Origin of the sequence: Hymenobacter jeollabukensis (genome assembly GCF_005771675.1) — a bacterium.
GTDB lineage: Bacteria > Bacteroidota > Bacteroidia > Cytophagales > Hymenobacteraceae > Solirubrum > Solirubrum jeollabukense.
In genome coordinates, this window is the sequence record NZ_VAJM01000004.1 from 46101 (window position 1) to 62118 (window position 16018).

The 16018-nt window shown below is 65.6% G+C and carries 11 protein-coding genes; 6 read left to right on the plus strand and 5 right to left on the minus strand.

What is annotated here, in order from left to right; all coding sequences use genetic code 11:
- The first annotated feature begins 14 nt into the window (after positions 1 to 14).
- The 3 genes from FDY95_RS10285 (at position 15) to FDY95_RS10295 (ending at position 5374) form a co-directional block, all read left to right on the plus strand.
- Entirely contained in the window at positions 15 to 1163 is a 1149-nt protein-coding gene (locus tag FDY95_RS10285; protein ID WP_138077458.1) for an efflux RND transporter periplasmic adaptor subunit, read from the plus strand.
- 197 nt (positions 1164 to 1360) lie between these two features.
- Positions 1361 to 4588, plus strand: a complete 3228-nt coding sequence (locus tag FDY95_RS10290) for an efflux RND transporter permease subunit (RefSeq protein WP_138077459.1) — start codon at positions 1361 to 1363, stop codon at positions 4586 to 4588.
- A gap of 306 nt (positions 4589 to 4894) precedes the next feature.
- Positions 4895 to 5374 carry a hypothetical protein gene (locus FDY95_RS10295; protein ID WP_138077461.1) on the plus strand — a complete coding sequence of 160 codons (480 nt, stop codon included), beginning with the start codon at positions 4895 to 4897 and terminating at the stop codon, positions 5372 to 5374.
- Between the two features lie 366 nt (positions 5375 to 5740).
- Here the strand turns inward: FDY95_RS10295 and FDY95_RS10300 are convergent, their stop codons facing one another.
- Entirely contained in the window at positions 5741 to 7060 is a 1320-nt protein-coding gene (locus tag FDY95_RS10300) for a hypothetical protein (RefSeq protein WP_138077463.1), read from the minus strand.
- Positions 7061 to 7400: 340 nt separating this feature from the next.
- Here FDY95_RS10300 and FDY95_RS10305 point away from each other — a divergent pair, with 340 nt between their 5' ends.
- Both FDY95_RS10305 and FDY95_RS10310 read left to right on the plus strand, forming a co-directional pair.
- Positions 7401 to 9425 (plus strand): cation:proton antiporter domain-containing protein, encoded by a 2025-nt coding sequence (locus FDY95_RS10305; protein ID WP_138077465.1) that lies wholly within the window; start codon positions 7401 to 7403, stop codon positions 9423 to 9425.
- 47 nt (positions 9426 to 9472) lie between these two features.
- Positions 9473 to 10069, plus strand: a complete 597-nt coding sequence (locus FDY95_RS10310; protein ID WP_138077467.1) for a nitroreductase family protein — start codon at positions 9473 to 9475, stop codon at positions 10067 to 10069.
- Positions 10070 to 10422: 353 nt separating this feature from the next.
- On the opposite strand, the gene FDY95_RS10315 is transcribed toward FDY95_RS10310, so the two are convergent.
- The 4 genes from FDY95_RS10315 to FDY95_RS10330 form a co-directional block, all read right to left on the minus strand.
- Complete coding sequence (locus tag FDY95_RS10315) at positions 10423 to 12009, minus strand: OmpA family protein (protein WP_138077469.1); 1587 nt, start codon at positions 12007 to 12009, stop codon at positions 10423 to 10425.
- A gap of 170 nt (positions 12010 to 12179) precedes the next feature.
- Positions 12180 to 13937: an OmpA family protein gene (locus tag FDY95_RS10320; protein WP_138077471.1), complete on the minus strand. Its 1758-nt coding sequence runs from the start codon at positions 13935 to 13937 to the stop codon at positions 12180 to 12182.
- A gap of 278 nt (positions 13938 to 14215) precedes the next feature.
- A complete protein-coding gene (locus FDY95_RS10325) occupies positions 14216 to 14614 on the minus strand; it encodes an OsmC family protein (RefSeq protein WP_138077473.1) in 399 nt (132 codons plus the stop codon).
- 54 nt (positions 14615 to 14668) lie between these two features.
- Positions 14669 to 15385 carry a pirin family protein gene (locus tag FDY95_RS10330; protein ID WP_138077475.1) on the minus strand — a complete coding sequence of 239 codons (717 nt, stop codon included), beginning with the start codon at positions 15383 to 15385 and terminating at the stop codon, positions 14669 to 14671.
- A gap of 170 nt (positions 15386 to 15555) precedes the next feature.
- On the opposite strand from FDY95_RS10330, the gene FDY95_RS10335 reads away from it, so the two are divergent.
- The gene (locus FDY95_RS10335) at positions 15556 to 15933 is read left to right on the plus strand and encodes a winged helix-turn-helix transcriptional regulator (RefSeq protein ID WP_138077477.1); all 378 of its coding nucleotides are present in this window, start codon (positions 15556 to 15558) and stop codon (positions 15931 to 15933) included.
- The last annotated feature ends 85 nt before the right edge of the window (positions 15934 to 16018 follow it).

Sequence of the window (16018 nt, forward strand, 5' to 3'; positions counted from 1 at the left end):
CTTCTACCCCCAACATGAATAAAACCCTTCTCGCCCTGACCTACGCCGCCGGCCTGCTGGCCTGGACGGGCTGCGGCAACAAAGAGGCCGACAAGCCTGCCGGTCCGCCGCCGGCCACGCCCGTTACGCTGGTAGCCGCCCGCACCACCGACGCCGTGTACTACGACGAGTACCCCGCCCGCGTGGTAGCCCTCAACAACGTGGAGCTGCGCAGCCAGGTGGCGGGCTTCATCACCGGCATCTACTTCAAGGAGGGCGAGGTGGTGCCCAAAGGCAAGACGCTCTACGAAATCGACCGGCGCAAGTACCAGGCGGCCTACCAGCAGGCCCTGGCCGGGCTGCGCAGTACCCAGGCTACCGCCCAAAACGCCAAGGTGAACCTGAACCGCTACGAGCGGCTGGCCCAGCAGGACGCCATTGCCCTGCAGATTGTGGACAACGCCCGCACGGCCTACGCCACCGCCCAGAGCCAAGTGGCCGTAGCCGAAGCCGGCGTGGCCGCCGCCCGCACCGATCTGAGCTACTCGCTTATCACGGCCCCGTTTACCGGCCGCATCGGCATTTCGCAGGTGCGGCTGGGCTCCCAGGTCAGTCCCGGTAGCACCTTGCTGAACACCATCAGCGGCGAGGACCCCATGGGCGTGGACTTCGTGGTGCCCGAGGCCGACCTGAGCCGCTTCGCCGAAATGCAGGGCAAGACGGGCGGCCGCGCCGACTCCACTTTCCGGCTGGAGCTGCCCGACGGCACGCGCTACGCCCAGCCGGGCAAGATCCTGGCCATCGACCGCGGCATCGACCAGCAGACCGGCACCGCCCAGGTGCGCGTGCAGTTCTCGAACCCCGACCGGAAGCTCAAGGACGGCATGAGCTCGGTGCTGCGCGTGCTCAACCGCACCTCCGGCCACCGCGTCGTGATTCCCTTCAAGGCCGTGACCGAGCAGATGGGCGAAAACTTCGTCTTCGTGGCCGGTGACAGCAGCAAGGCCGTGCAGCGCAAGGTGCAGCTCGGGCCCCGCCTGCGCGACCAGATTGTGATTCTCGACGGCATCAAGGAGGGCGACCAGGTCGTCACCGAGGGCCTGAACCGCCTGCGCGACGGCGGCCTGATTCAGGCCGGCGCCGCTCCCGCTGCCGGTGCCCCCACGGCCGCTGCGGGCAAGTAACCTCACCCCCCCAGCCCCCTCTCCTTAGGGAGAGGGGGTGTGTTCTGGAGTGAGCAACATCCGCCAACTGGTGCTTCGCAGTTGGGTTGTCGGTGAAAACCAGAAGCAAGCATTTCGCTGACGCACACATAGCCTCCCCAGCCAATCGTCAGGCTCCCCCTCTCCCTAAGGAGAGGGGGCCGGGGGGTGAGGTCCATATGATTGCAGAAACCTTTATTCGGCGCCCCGTCACGGCCATCGTCATTTCGTTGGTCATCGTGCTGGTGGGGGTGCTGGCCATCCTGAACCTGCCCGTGGGGCAGTACCCGGAAATTACGCCGCCCACGGTGTCGGTATCGGGCAACTACATCGGGGCCGACGCGCAGACGGTGGAGCAGACCGTGGCCACGCCCGTGGAAGTGCAGGTGAACGGCACGCCCGGCATGACCTACCTGCAGAGCAACAGCACCAGCAACGGGCAGATGAGCATGACGGTGAACTTCGAGGTGGGCACCAACATCAACATCGCCGCCCTCGACGTGCAAAACCGCGTGGGCATTGCCCTGCCCACGCTGCCGCAGGAAGTGCAGCGCCTGGGCCTGACGGTGCGCAAGCGTAACCCCAGCATCCTGATGCTGGTGGCCCTGTACGCGCCCAAAGGCTCGCACAACACCACCTTCCTCGACAACTACGCCAACGTCTTCATCAAAGACGCGCTGCTGCGCACCAAGGGCGTGGGCGACATCGTGAGCCGGGCCGACGACTTTTCGATGCGCGTGTGGCTGAACCCCGATAAACTCTCGCAGCTCGGGGTGACGGCCCAGGACGTGACGGCCGCCATTCAGGAGCAGAACGCGCAGATTGCGGCCGGCTCCATCGGCGCGCCGCCGGCCCAGACGGGGCAGACGTTTGAGTACATCGTGTTCGTAAAGGGCCGCCTGACTTCGACCGCCGAATTCGGCGACATCGTGGTGAAAACCCGGCCCGAGGACGGTTCGGTGGTGTATCTGCGCGACGTGGCCCGGCTGGAGCTGGGCAAATTCAACTACGCCTCCAACTCCTTCGTCGACGGCAAGCGGGCCTCCTACCTGCTGGTGTACCAGGCCCCCGGCGCCAACGCGCTGGAAACCTTCGAGAACGTGAACAAGACGATGGAAGACCTCAAGAAGAGCTTCCCCGCCGACCTGGACTACGTGGTGCCCTTCGAGGCCGCTTCGGTGGTGAAGGTGTCCATCAACGAGGTGCTGCACACGCTCATCGAGGCGCTGGTGCTGGTGGTCATCGTGGTGTACCTGTTCCTGCAGAGCTGGCGCAGCACGCTGATTCCGGTGCTGGCCATTCCGGTGTCCATCGTGGGCACCTTCCTGTTCTTCATTCCGCTGGGCTTCACCATCAACACGCTCACCATGTTCGGCTTCGTGTTGGCCATCGGTATCGTGGTCGACGACGCCATCGTGGTGGTGGAGGCCGTGGAGCACAACATGAACGAGCGGGGCCTTTCGCCGCTGGAGGCCACGCTGGCGGCCATGCGCGAAATTTCGGCCCCGGTTATTGCCATTGCCCTGATTCTGGCGGCCGTGTTCGTGCCGGTGGGCTTCATTCCCGGCATCACCGGGCGCCTCTACCAGCAGTTTGCCATTACCATTGCCATTTCGGTGCTGATTTCGGCCTTCGTGGCCCTCTCGCTCACCCCGGCCCTGTGCGTGCTGCTGCTCAAGCCCCACAAGCGCGACGAAAGCTCCAAGGGCCTCGACAAGTTCTTCTTCAAGTTCAACTCGTGGTTTGACCGCGTGACGGGCAAGTACGGCAACGGCGTGCAGCGCGGCATCAAACATTCGCGCCTAGTGGTCATCATCCTGCTGTGCATCGTGGCGGGCACCGGACTGCTGTTCCGCAGCAAGCCCTCGGGCTTTATCCCGACCGAGGACGAAGGCCGCCTGATCGTGACCTTCAACCTGCCCGAAGCGGCTTCGACGGAGCGCACCGTGAGCACGCTGCACGAGATTATGAAGGAGATGAGCCAGATCAAGGGCATCCGGCACTACGCCGGCCTGGGCGGCCTGAACGCGGTGAACTTCTCCTCCAAGTCGAACAGCGGCACGGTGTTCTGCCAGCTGCAGCCCTGGGAGGAGCGCAAGGACAAGGAGCTGCAGCTGCAGGGCCTCATTGCCACCGTGCAGCAGCGCCTGAGCCGCCTCAAGGAAGCCAACATCGTGGTCATCTCGCCCCCGGCCATTCCGGGCCTGGGCAACACCGGCGGCTTCAGCTTCGTGCTGCAGGAGCGCGAGGCCGGCGGCGACATCAAGAACTTCGACGCCACGCTGCAGAAGTTTATGGGCGCGCTGCGCCAGCGCAAGGAGCTGGCCGGGCCGTTCTCGTTCTTCACCGCCAACACCCCCGGCTACCAGCTCACCATCGACCGCGAAAAAGCCAAGAAGCTGGGCGTGTCCATCTCGGATATCGGCACGGCGCTGCGCACCTACCTAGGCTCGGCCTACGTGAACGACTTCACCATGTACGGCCGCAACTTCCGCGTCGTCACCCAGGCCGACTCGGCCTACCGCGGCGACATCTCGAACCTGGGCCAGTACTTCGTGCGCAGCAACCAGGGCGCGATGGTGCCGCTGAGCACGCTCACCAGCTACCGGCGCAGCGAGTCGGCCCCGCTGATTTCGCACTACAACCTGTTCCGCTCGGCCGAAATCAACGGCAACGCCGCCCCGGGCTACTCCTCGGGCGACGCCATCAAGGCCCTGCAGGAAACGGCCGCCGAAAACCTGCCCCAGGGCTACGGCTACGAGTTTTCGGGCCTCTCGCGGGAGGAGCTGCTGGCCGGCGGGCAGACGGTCTACATCTTCGCCCTCTCGCTGATTTTCGTGTTCCTGTTCCTGGCCGCGCTCTACGAAAGCTGGTCGGTGCCCTTCTCGGTGCTGCTGGCCGTGCCGCTGGGCGCCTTCGGGGCCATCCTGGCGCTGTTCTTCCTGCCCAAGCTCACCAACAACGTCTACGCCCAGATCGGTCTGATTACGCTCATCGGTTTGTCGGCCAAAAACGCCATCCTCATCATCGAATTCGCCAAGGAGCGGGTGGATAAGGGCATGCCGCTGGTCGACGCCACGCTGGAAGCCGTGCGCCTGCGCCTGCGCCCCATCGTGATGACCTCGCTGGCGTTTATCCTGGGGGTGCTGCCGCTGGTATTTGCTTCGGGCGCCGGTGCCCAGAGCCGGCAGACCATCGGCTGGACGGTGCTCGGCGGCATGCTTTCGGCCACCCTGCTGGCCATCTTCATCGTGCCGGTGCTCTACGTCATCATCACCCGCCTGGCCTACGGCAAAGCCAAGCTGGCCGAGCTGGAAGCCAACTATAAGCCCGACGAGGAGCACGGCGGCCCCAAAGAGGAAGGCACCGGGGAAGGCGAGGAGCACCCCGCCCCACAGCCGGCATAACCGGTTCATCCCCCGGCCCCCTTGCCTAAGCAGCGAGGGGGCGGACGCTCACCTCGACAGCGGGGCCGCCAACTACCTGGCGGCCCCGCTGTCGTTTTGCCATTGCTGATTTCAGCCTTATTGCCGTGGCTCCTCCTCGCCCGTTGGCGAAGGCGCCGGAGACCTTGCGCCCGTTGCTTTTTTACTGCATATTTCGCCTTTCCACGTTCCCTATCCGCCTGGCCCGGGCCCCGTTACACACCGCGCTTACCCCCGCCCCGGCCGCCTGTCTTTTCTCCCACCATTCTTACCCAGTACCCGCCAACCATGGCCAACCAATTCAACCAGGACGTAGCTGCCGCCAAGCTGCAGAAAGTCCAGGCCGCCCTCGACGTCATCAAGACCGAGCTCGGCCCCTTGCTCATCTCCCTGACCCCGGACGAGCGGAAATCCATGCTGCGCATGGGCGACAAAACCGTGGCCTTCGTGCAGAAGACCACCGACTACGCCACCACCAACCCCGGCTTCGTGCCCGCCTTCGTCAGCCTCGACGAGCTGAAGCAGGACGCCGCCGGCCTGGCCGCGCTGGCCCCCATCCTGCGGCAGCTGGAGCAGCTCAGCCTCGACACCGACTCTACCCTGATGGTAGCCGGCTCGGAGGCCTACACCAACGCCCTGACCATTTACAACTACATCAAGTTTCAGGCGAACAATCACCAGCAGGGCGCCCAGGCGGCTTTCGATGACCTGAAGTCGCGCTTCGCGGCCCAGGGACAGCGCAAAGCCAAGCCCAGCGCGGCGAAGTAGCCGGTTCGGCTACCGCAGTAGCCGCAACCACGACCCGAGTTGCCCGTTCGGCGGCTCGGGTCGTTTTTATGGGTATAGCAGTGGCAAAAGCAGCTACCGGAGTAGCCGCCGCGGGTACCCGCGTGGCCCCGGTGGCTACTCCGGTACCGGACGAAGCCAGTGCGGTAGCCCCGGCGGCTACTCCGGTAGCTGTCGAGGGTACCGGAGTGGGGTCTGACCCCACTCGAGCAACAACCGGGAGTGGCCGGGCAGGCCTGGTGGTAGTGGCCGCTCTACGGGATTAACGCATCAGCCAAGCACTAAAAAGCCCGGCCGCGCCCCCCCGAAGCGGGAGCGGCGGCCGGGCCGGCGCGGACGCCAAGGCGCTTACTCCACCTCCGTCACGGTGTAGGTCACGCGCACCGTGAGCAGGGCCAGCACGCCGCTGCGGTTGGCCTGGTACTCCACGAAGTAGGCGTGGTTGGCGTCGGTGGTCAACAACACCGGGCCGCTGCCGCGCACCACCACGTTGTTGCCGTGGGGCACCGTTACCCAGATCGTGGTAGGCGCGTCGGCGTTGGCCGCGCCCACGTTGCCGGCCAGGCCCACCACCCGGGCCTGGGTGGTGACGGCGGTGCTGCCGTCGCCGTCGAACACGGTTATTTCCAGGTTGGTCACCACGGCGCCCACGGGCAGCTTCAGCGGGGCCAGCAGGGTGCCCTGGCCGCTGCCCGTGAGCGTGGTGCCCACCGGCACGGGGCCGCTGCCATACAGGATGACGGCCTGCGACACGGTGGGGTCGTTGGAGCTAAAGGCACCCACCCCCAGGCTCTGCACGCGCGTCTGGGCGGTGGTGTAGCCGTAGCTGCCGGCCAGCTGCAGGTCGCCGTCCGGGGCCAGGGTCATCAGCGTGTTGGCCACCGCGGAGTTGGTGCCGTAGCGCACCCACTGAAACCGCTTGTTGGCAATATCAGGCACCCCGAAGGTCAGCGCGTTGGGCTCCATAAACACGCCCCAGCGCCCCAGGCCCTGGTAGGTGCCGGAGGTGAAGGCGTCCCAGCCGCGGGTGACGAGGGGCCGGTCGCCGGCGGCCAGCATAATGCCCAGGGGCCCGTCGGCGGCGATGTTGCCGGCCACGTGCAGCTGCTGCTGCGGGTCGGGGCGCCCGATGCCCACGCGGCCGGCATTGTTCCACGTCAGCACCGACTGGCGCGTGCCATTGGTGCTGGTACCCAGCACGCCGCTGCCGTTGCCGTAGAGTACCGGTCCGTCGACGTTCTGGCTCAGCCAGCTCTTGGAGCTGCTGCCGTTGCCGTACCAGCCCAGGCCGTGGTTGGTATCGGTGGCGGCACGCAGGCGCAGGTCGTAGTCGTTAAGGCCCAGGTTCTGGGTGGCGGCGTGGTTGCCCAGGTTGTCGCCCGACTTGGTTTTGTCGGGGATGTAGACCCACTGGCCGCCCACGGCGTACCAGAAGCCCTTGCGCCCGTCGGTCTGGAACACCATCAGCCCGTCGGGCGGGGCGGCAATACCGGCGCGGCTGGCCGAGTCGAGGCGCGGAATGAGCAGGCCTTTGTTGCTGCTGCTGATATCCAGGGCCGCTTTGGGGTCGGGAGTGGTAGTGCCGATGCCCACCCCGGTGCCGGGTGTCTGGGCGTGAGCGGCCAAGCCCAGAAGCAGGGCGGGCAGCGCAAAGTAGAGCTGTTTCATCGCGGAGCAGGGTGTTGGAGCACCAAAGGTAAGGATGACGCAACAGGAGGCCAGGGCCGGCCAATGCCCAGGCGGGGGGGGGCTACCGCGCGGCGCCGCGCTGTGCCCGCCAGAGTTGCACTGAGAATATGACGGATATCAGGTAAAGCACGATAGATATCAATCCGGGCAAGCGTCTTTGGCCTTCGAAAAAACGTATGTAGGGAGGAAACGAGGGAGCGTAGCGCCGAGTGGGCGCTGGGGAGAAAGAGAACCATCAGCTGTTGCCGCGCATTGAAGGCGCCGCTTGGTCTCAAGCGGCTTGGGAAGCAAGCGGCCGGGCATTCCGGCCTTTATCGTTATGTCGTCTTCTTCCGTCCTCTACGACTTGCTGGTCATCCTGCTGCTGTCGGTGGGGGTGACGCTGCTCTTTAACCGCATCAAGCTGCCCTCCATCATCGGTTTCCTGGTGACGGGCATGCTGGCCGGGCCCTACGCGCTGGCGCTGGTGAAGGCCCCGCACAAGGTCGACCACATTGCCGAGCTGGGCGTGATGCTGCTCATGTTCACCATCGGGCTGGAGTTTTCGGTGCGCAGCCTGATGCGCATCAAGCGGGCCGTGTTTCTGGGCGGTGCGCTGCAGGTGGGCCTCACCGTGGGCGTGGTGGCGGTGCTGGCCATGGCGGCAGGCAGTGCCCCGGGCCCGGCCGTGTTCTGGGGCTTTCTGCTGGCCCTCAGCAGCACGGCCATCGTGCTCAAGCTCATGCAGGAGCACATGGAAGTGGAGTCCATGCACGGGCAGATCGTGCTGGCCATCCTCATCTTCCAGGACCTGGTGGTGGTGCCCATGATGCTGCTGGTGCCCCTGCTCAGCGGGCAGGGCGGCGACTCCTCCTGGATGGCCCTGGGCATCATGCTCACCAAGATGCTGGTGGTGCTCACGCTGGTGGTGCTCGGCAGCCGCTACCTCATGCCCCGGCTGCTGCTGCTGGTGGTGCGCACGCGCAGCCGCGAGCTGTTTCTGCTCACCATCATCGGCACCTGCCTGGGCGTGGCCTGGCTCACCGAGCTGGCCGGCCTCTCCATGGCGCTGGGCGCCTTCCTGGCCGGGCTCATCATCTCCGAGTCGGAGTACAGCTACGAGGCGGTGAGCAACGTGCTCCCGTTCCGGGAGATATTCGCCAGCTTCTTCTTCGTGTCCATCGGCATGCTGTTCGACGTGCACGTGCTGCTGGAGCACCCTGTGCAGATTCTGCTCATTACCCTGGGCGTGATGGCGCTGAAAGCGCTGCTGACGCCGGCCGCCACCGCGTTCCTGTACATGCCGGTGCGCGAGGTGCTGCTCTCGGCCCTGGCCCTGTGCCAGGTGGGCGAGTTTTCCTTCGTGCTGTCGCGGGTAGGGGTGCAGGCCGGCCTGATTTCGGCCGATGAGTACCAGATCTTCCTGGCCATTTCGGTGCTCACCATGTGCTTCACCCCGCTGGTGTCGATGGTGGCCGAGCCGGCGGTGGCCTGGTTTATGGGCCGGCCCCTGCTGCAGCGCCTCGAGCAGCGCCTGCACCCCACCAAGGCGCCCGCCCCGCTGCTGCCCCTGGCCACGCCCGAAACCCCGCTTTCCGACCACCTCATCGTGGTGGGCTACGGGCTGAACGGCCGCAACCTGGTGCGGGCGGCGCGCGCCGCCCAGCTACCCTACATCATCCTCGAAGCCGATGCCGACAAGGTGCACCGCGGCCTGAAGCGCGGGGAGCGAATCGTGTACGGCGACGTGACGCACGAGCACGTGCTGGAGCACCTGGGCGTGGCCCGGGCCCGGGTGGTGATGCTGGCCATTTCGGACCCGGCCGCCAGCCTGCGGGCCGTGGTCACCATCCGCCGCCTGAATCCCAGCGTGTGCATCGTGGTGCGCACCCTGTACCTGCACGAGCGGAAGCAGCTCTACCAGGTGGGCGCCACGGAGGTTATTTCGGAAGAGCAGGAAACCTCGATGGAGGTGCTGGCCCACGTGCTGGCCCGCTTCCTGGTGCCGGTGTGCGAAATCGACCGGCTGATCGACGAGCTGCGCCACGGCAGCCACGCCATGCGCCGGCACCGCTCGCTCGACCAGGCGGCGTGGTCGCGGCTGCACCTGCGCTTCGTCGAGTCGGAGCTGGCCACCGTGCCCGTCGATGCCGACCCAGGGGCACACTTCATCGGCAAGAGCTGCCTGCATTCCGACGTGCAGGAGCGGTTCGGGCTGAGTGTGCTGGCCATCCGCCGCGACGGGCACATGTTGGAGCCGCTCAGCCCGGACACCCTTATCTGCCTGCACGACACGCTGTACGTGTTCGGCAAGCCCGAGCAGGTGACGCGCCTGGCCCACGAGGTGCAGCCGGCCGAGGTGTAAAGCTGGACCGCACGTTATCTTGCGGGCTCATTTAGCAGTCCGTTGCCATGTCCACCGATGCTTCCCTGCCCACGCCCGAGCAGTTCGATGCCCTCATCCGCGCCCGGCGCAGCATTCAGCCCATTCAGTTCGAGCCCGGCCGCGTCATTCCCGACGACATCATCGAGCGGATGCTGGAAAATGCCAACTGGGCGCCCACCCACAAGCGCACCGAGCCCTGGCGCTTCGTGGTGTTCACGGGCGCGGGGCGGCAGCGGCTGGCCGAATTTCAGTCGGCGCTGTACCGGCAGCAGGCCGGCGAGTTCGTCGACGAGAAGAAGGCGCACAAGCTGGCGACCAATCCGCTGCTGGCCTCCCACGTCATTGCCATCGGCATGAAGCGCCACCACGTGCTGCCCGAAATCGAGGAAATCGAGGCGGTGGCCTGCGCCGTGCAAAACCTGCACCTAACGGCCGTGGCCAACGGCGTGGGCGGCTACTGGGGCTCGGGCGGCGTGACTTATGTGGAGGAAGCCAAGCCTTTCTTCGGCCTCGGCCCCGAGGACAAGCTACTGGGCTTCTTCTACCTCGGCTACGTGCAGCAGCAGCCCGGCCGCAACCTGCGCAAGCCTATTGAGGAGAAGGTGACCTGGGTGACGGAGTAGAGTTGTCCGTTGCGAGTTGTCGGTTGTCAGGCGCAACCAGGTCAGGCAAAATAGAACGTCATCCTGAGCAGAGCGAACCGAAGGTCGACGTAGTCAAGGACCTTCCTCGCACCTTGCACCAACCAACAAGCGCAGCCACCAACGCCCAATGGTTTGGGCCCGGTGGCTGCGCTTCGATGTTAATACGCTCCTTCGAAAAGCGTCTGCACGTTGGCATCAGCGGCGGTGCAGGGTGCGAGGAAGGTCCTTGACTACGTCGACCTTCGGTTCGCTCTGCTCAGGATGACGTTCTTAAATAGAAAAAAGGCCAGCTGCACCGTGCAGCTGGCCTTTTTTGATAAGCGGGCTAGAACCTAGCGGCGCGGGGTGGCCTTACGGACGGGCGCTTTTTTGGTCGTCGTCGGCTTCTTGGCCGGGGTAGCCTTTTTGGCGGGCGTCGTCGGAATGACGATGTCCGGCATGGTGGGCTCGGGGCCGTACTTCACTTCGGCCGAGTTCGGGTCACCGGTCAGGTACAGGTCGAAGTCCACGCGGCGGTTCAGGGCGCGGCCGGCGTCGGTGGCGTTGTCGGCAATGGGCTTGGTTTCGCCGTAGCCGCGCGACTCAATGCGGGCGTCCGGAATGCCCTTGCTCAGCATGTAGGTGCGGGCCGAAGCGGCGCGGTCGTGCGAAAGGCGCAGGTTGTACGGGTCGGAGCCCTTGCTGTCGGTGTGGCCGGCAATGCTCAGGGTGTAGTCCGGGTACTCGTTCAGGATCTGCACGATGGCGTCGAGGGTCGGGTACGAGGAGGGCAGCAGTACGGCCTTGTTGAACTCGAAGTTGATGTACTTCGTGGCTTCCTGCAGGCGCTTCTTGGCCTCGGCCTTAATCTCGGGGCAGCCGCGGTTCGAGGCCGGACCCGGGCGGTTCGGGCAGCGGTCCTGGTAGTCGGGCACGCCGTCGCCGTCGGTATCCAGCGGGCAGCCGGAGGCGTCTACTTTCACGCCGGCGGGCGTGTTCGGGCACTTGTCGTTCTGGTCGATGACGCCGTCGTTATCGGCATCCGGGCAGCCTTTCAGCTCGGGCTTACCGGGCGTATCGGGGCAGGCGTCGTCCTTGTCGGCCACGCCGTCGTTGTCGCGGTCGGGGCAGCCCTGCAGCTCCGGCTTGCCGGCTTCGGTGGGGCACTGGTCCTGGTAGTCGGCCACGCCGTCCTTATCCGTGTCGATGGGGCAGCCGTTTTCGTCCACTTTCACGCCGGTGGGCGTGCCGGGGCACTTGTCCTTGCGGTCGGGCACGCCGTCCATATCCTCATCCTTGGCCTTGCCCAGGTTGAAGTTCAGGCCCACGGTGTGCTGCAGAAACTTATCGTCCCAGCCGTTGTCGTCGCGGGTCTGGTCGCCGTCGAAGTTGGCGTAGGAAGGCGCGTGCTGCGCCGTCTGCACGAACAGGTTCACCGTTTCGCCGAGGCGGAAGTTGATGCCAGCGCCGGCGGCAATGTCGAAGTAGCTTTTGTCCTGATCGATGCGGCCGCCCCGGTAAAAGCCTTCGCGCGAGGTGTAGGTCCAGCCCGGCATGGCCATCAGGTAGGGCTGAATGAAGGCGTCTTCCTTCAGGGCCCAGCCGTTGTTCAGCTTGAGCTTGATGCCCAGGTTCACGTTCACCAGGTTGGTGGCGAAGTAGGTGCTGGCGCTCTGGCTGCCCTTCAGCTCCCCGTAGAAGCCCTGCAGGCTCAGGTCGAGGCCCTTGGTGATGTACTGGTTGATGGCCAAGCCCGGGGCGTAGCGGTTGCTGCTGAAGTTCCAGTAGTCGGAGCCGTAGTTGCCCTTGTACTGCAGCGCGCTGACGTTGAGCCCGATGCTGGTTTTGCGGTCAGCCGACTGGGCCTGACTCAGAAGCGGTACGACAGCCAGGGCCAGGGGCAGCACCAGCAGTCGAGGATTGGGAATAAGGTGTTTCATGAAGTGGCGGCATTCCGCGGGCAACATTACCCGCGGCGGAATGGCCTCATATACCCCCGCTTTCGACCGAAGGTTATACTGGCCGTACCGACTTCATCCACTCTTCACGCCCAGCAAAACGGCCGACCCTTGCGAGGTCGGCCGTTTTGCTGTCAGGACGAAAACCGTTTTCAGCGCTTGGGCGAAGCCTTTTGCGGCGTTACCGTTGCTTTGGGCTTTGCTACCGGAGCCTTGGCCGTCGAGGCTTTGGCCGGTGCCGGCTTGCGGGCAGCTGGACGCTTGGTGGGTGCTTTGACGGCCGTTTTGCTACGCACGGCGGTCCGGGCCGGGGCCTTGCGGGCGGGCCTGGCCGGCTGGGCTTTGGCCGGGGCGCCGGTGGGCTCCTTGCCGTACTTCACTTCGGCCGCGTTACGGTCGCCGGTGAGGAAGAGGTCAAATTCCACGCGGCGGTTTTTGGCGCGGCCGGCCTCGGTGGTATTCGGTGCGATGGGGCGGGCGGGGCCGTAGCCGCGCAACTGCAGGCGCTCCTCGGCAATGCCCTGGCCCGCGAGGTAGCTGCGGGCAGCGGCGGCCCGCTCGCGCGAGAGACGCTGGTTGAATGCGGCCGGACCTTTGCTGTCGGTGTGACCGGCAATGCTGAGCGAGTAGTCGGGGTAGTCGCGCAGGATCTGGGCAATGCCGTCGAGGGTGGCGTGCGAGCTGGGCAGCAGCGCGGCCCGGTTTGGCTCGAAGCTGATGAAGCGGGTGGCTTCGCGCAGGCTCTTGCGGGTTTCGGGCCGCACGATGGGGCAGCCCTTGTTGCTGGCCGGGCCGGCGCTGGTCGGGCAGCGGTCGACCGCGTCGGGCACGCCGTCGCCGTCGGTATCGGCCGTGGCCGAGGGCTTGGCGGGCGCCGGGGTGGGCTCCGGAGCCGGTTGGGCGGGGGCGGGCTCGGCTACGGGGCAGCCGCTCGGGTCTACCTGGGTGCCGGCGGGCGTGTCGGCGCACTTGTCTTCCTGGTCGGGCACGCCGTCGTTGTCGGCGTCGGGGCAGCCCTGCAGCTCGGGCTTGCCGGCCACGTCGGGGCAGGCGTCGTCGCCATCCGATACGCCGTCGCCGTCCTTGTCGGCGCAGCCCTTCAGTTCGGCGGTGCCGGCCTGGTCGGGGCACTGATCCTGGTAGTCCGGCACGCCGTCCCGGTCGCTGTCGAGCGGGCAGCCGTGGTCATCCACCAAAATACCCGTTGGCGTGCCGGGGCAGCGGTCCTTGCTGTCGGCCACGTCGTCGCCGTCCTCGTCGCGGGCCTGGCCCAGGTTGAAGGTCAGGCCCACGGTGTGCTGCAGAAACCGGTCGTCCCACCGGTCCTTGTCGTTGGGGCGGTTCACCCCGTCGATGTTGGCGTCGAGCGGCAGGTGCTGGCCGGTCTGGACGAAGAGGCCCACGCCCGGCCCCAGCCGGAAATTGATGCCCGCCGCCCCGAACACGTCGAAGTAGCCCTGGTCGCGGTCGGAGCGGATGTTGTCGACCCAGCCGATGCGGCTGGTGTAGGTCCAGCCCCCCGCGGCCAGCAGGTAGGGTTGGATAAAGGCCGTTTCCTTGAGCGCCCAGCCGTTGTTGAGCTTGAATTTCAGCCCGGCGTTGGCGTTGATGAGGGTGGTGTTGAAACGCGTTCTGGCCAGCGCGTTGCTGCCGCTCAGCTCGCCGTAAAACAGCTGGGTGCTCAGATCCAGCCCGCGGCCGAGGTACTGGTTGATGGCAATGCCGCCGGCGTACTTGCTGCGGTCGAATTTCCAGTAGTCGGAGCCGTAGTCGCCCTGGTACTGCAGGGCGCTGAGGTTGATGCCGAAGCTGGTGTGGCGCTCGGGCGTCTGGGCCTGCACCGGGCGCGGCGCGGCCAGCAGGGCCAGCGGCAGCAGCAGCCAACGGTCAGAGAGTAAGGTGTGCTTCATCGGGGGCGCGGATTGAGCGGGCGAATTGACCTTTAGCGGGGAATCCCCAAGTACCCGTCGGCCCGCAAAAAGTTGTCGTCGGGACGGGCGGCCGCCGGCATTGATCAACTAAACATACGCGCAAAAGCCTCGCTTGACCAAGCCCGCCGGCAACTTTGGCCCGCTAGCTGGCGCGGGCTGCCGCCGCCGCGCTGCGGGATTGAAGTGGCAGGATACCAATAAAAAACGCTGCCCCGCCCGGGCATATCCGGGCGGGGCAGCGCAAAAAAACGGCGCAATTATTCGGCCAGGGCCGTTTCGATGGGTACGCCCGCCGTCAGCGCCTTGTGCACCGGGCAGGCGTTGGCCACCTGCAGCAGGCGCTGCCGCTGCTCGGCCGTCAGCTCGCCGTCCAGCCGAATCTGCCGGCTGAGGTGGCGCACCACGTGGTCGGCCGTGCGCTCGAAGCTCACCAGCGTTTCGATGCGCTGCAGCGGCCAGCCCTTGCGGTCGGCGTACATGCGCACGGTGATGCAGGTGCAGGCCGTGAGGGCGGAGGCCAGCAGCTCGCCGGGGCTGGGGCCCATGTTTTCGCCGCCGTTGGCCAGGGGCTCATCGGCCAGCAGGGCGTGGCCGCTGTCGGTGGAAAGGTCCGTTACGTAACGGTCGAGGCCGAGGTGGCCGGTGATGGTGGGCATGGCTGGCGCTGGTAGTAGGGTTCGGGCAGGATAACCGCCGAAGCGGCCCGCGGGTTAGCTCAGCATGGGCACTTCCATCAGCAGCAGCCGGGCGGAGCTGTCGGCTCGGATATCAAGCTGGTCGGTTTCCCAGACGCCGAGTCCGTCGCGGCGGTGCAGGGCCTGCCCGTTGATGGTCACGTCGCCTTCGAGCACGAAGACGTACACGCCGTTGCCGGCTTTCTTCAGGTGGTACGCGGTGCCGAAGCCCGCGTCGAGCTGGCCGAGGTGAAACCAGGCATCCTGGTGCAGCCATACGCCCTCGTCGTCCGCGTTGGGCGACAACACTTGCTGCAGGCGGTTGTGCTGGTCTTCGGCGCGGAAGGTCTGCTGGTCGTAGCGGGGCGCCACGTTGCGCCTATTCGGAATCACCCAGATCTGTAGAAACTTCACTTCCTCGCTCTCGGAGTGGTTTTTCTCGCTGTGGGCCACGCCGGTGCCGGCACTCATCACCTGCACGTCGCCGGGCCGGATGACGGCCTTGTTGCCCATGTTGTCCTGGTGCTCCAGTGCCCCCGACAGGGCAATGGACACGATTTCCATGTTGTCGTGCGGGTGACGGCCGAAGCCCATGCCGCCAGCCACCGAGTCGTCGTTGAGCACGCGCAGGGCCCCGAAGTGCATGCGCTGCGGCTCGTAGTAACCGGCAAAGCTGAAGGTGTGGTAGGAGTTGAGCCAACCGTGGTTGGCGTGGCCGCGGGTATTGGCCGGATGCAAAACAGTCTTTGCCATAATTGAAACCAGAGTAGTGACGATTGGAAATGGGCCAAAAGCCCAGATAATCAGCCGCGTTGGCGCCGATTGACCTTGCAAAGGTGCACTCACGTACTATACTTTTGCAAGTAGTTACATCGATGTATATCACTATACGTTTTGTAACTTTCGCTTGGAATCAGCCCGTTATGAAAGCAGAAAATCCAAAAAAACTTGCCGGCGGCTGCGCCTTCCGCCAAACGCTCGACGTGCTGGAAGGCAAATGGAAGTTTGCCATCATCCACAGCCTGCTACAGCACAGTACCCTGCGCTTCAAAGCCCTGGAGCGCGACGTATCGGGCATCACCCCGCGCATGCTCATCAAGGAGCTGAAGCTGCTCGAAAGCCACGGCATCCTCACGCGGCAGGCCTACGCCACCGTGCCGCCCACCGTCGAGTACACCCTCACCGACTGCGGCCGCTCCCTCGGCCCCATCATCACGGCCATCGAGGACTGGGGGCTGCAGAATCAGGCCGTTATCAGCGGCGGATCGGTGCTGCAGAGTGATAATCTGCCGTCATCCTGAGCGCAGCAAACGAAAGGTCCTTGACTCCGTCGACCTTCGGTTCGCTGCGCTCAGGATGACATCCTTTATTCGGCTTGCCGAAAAC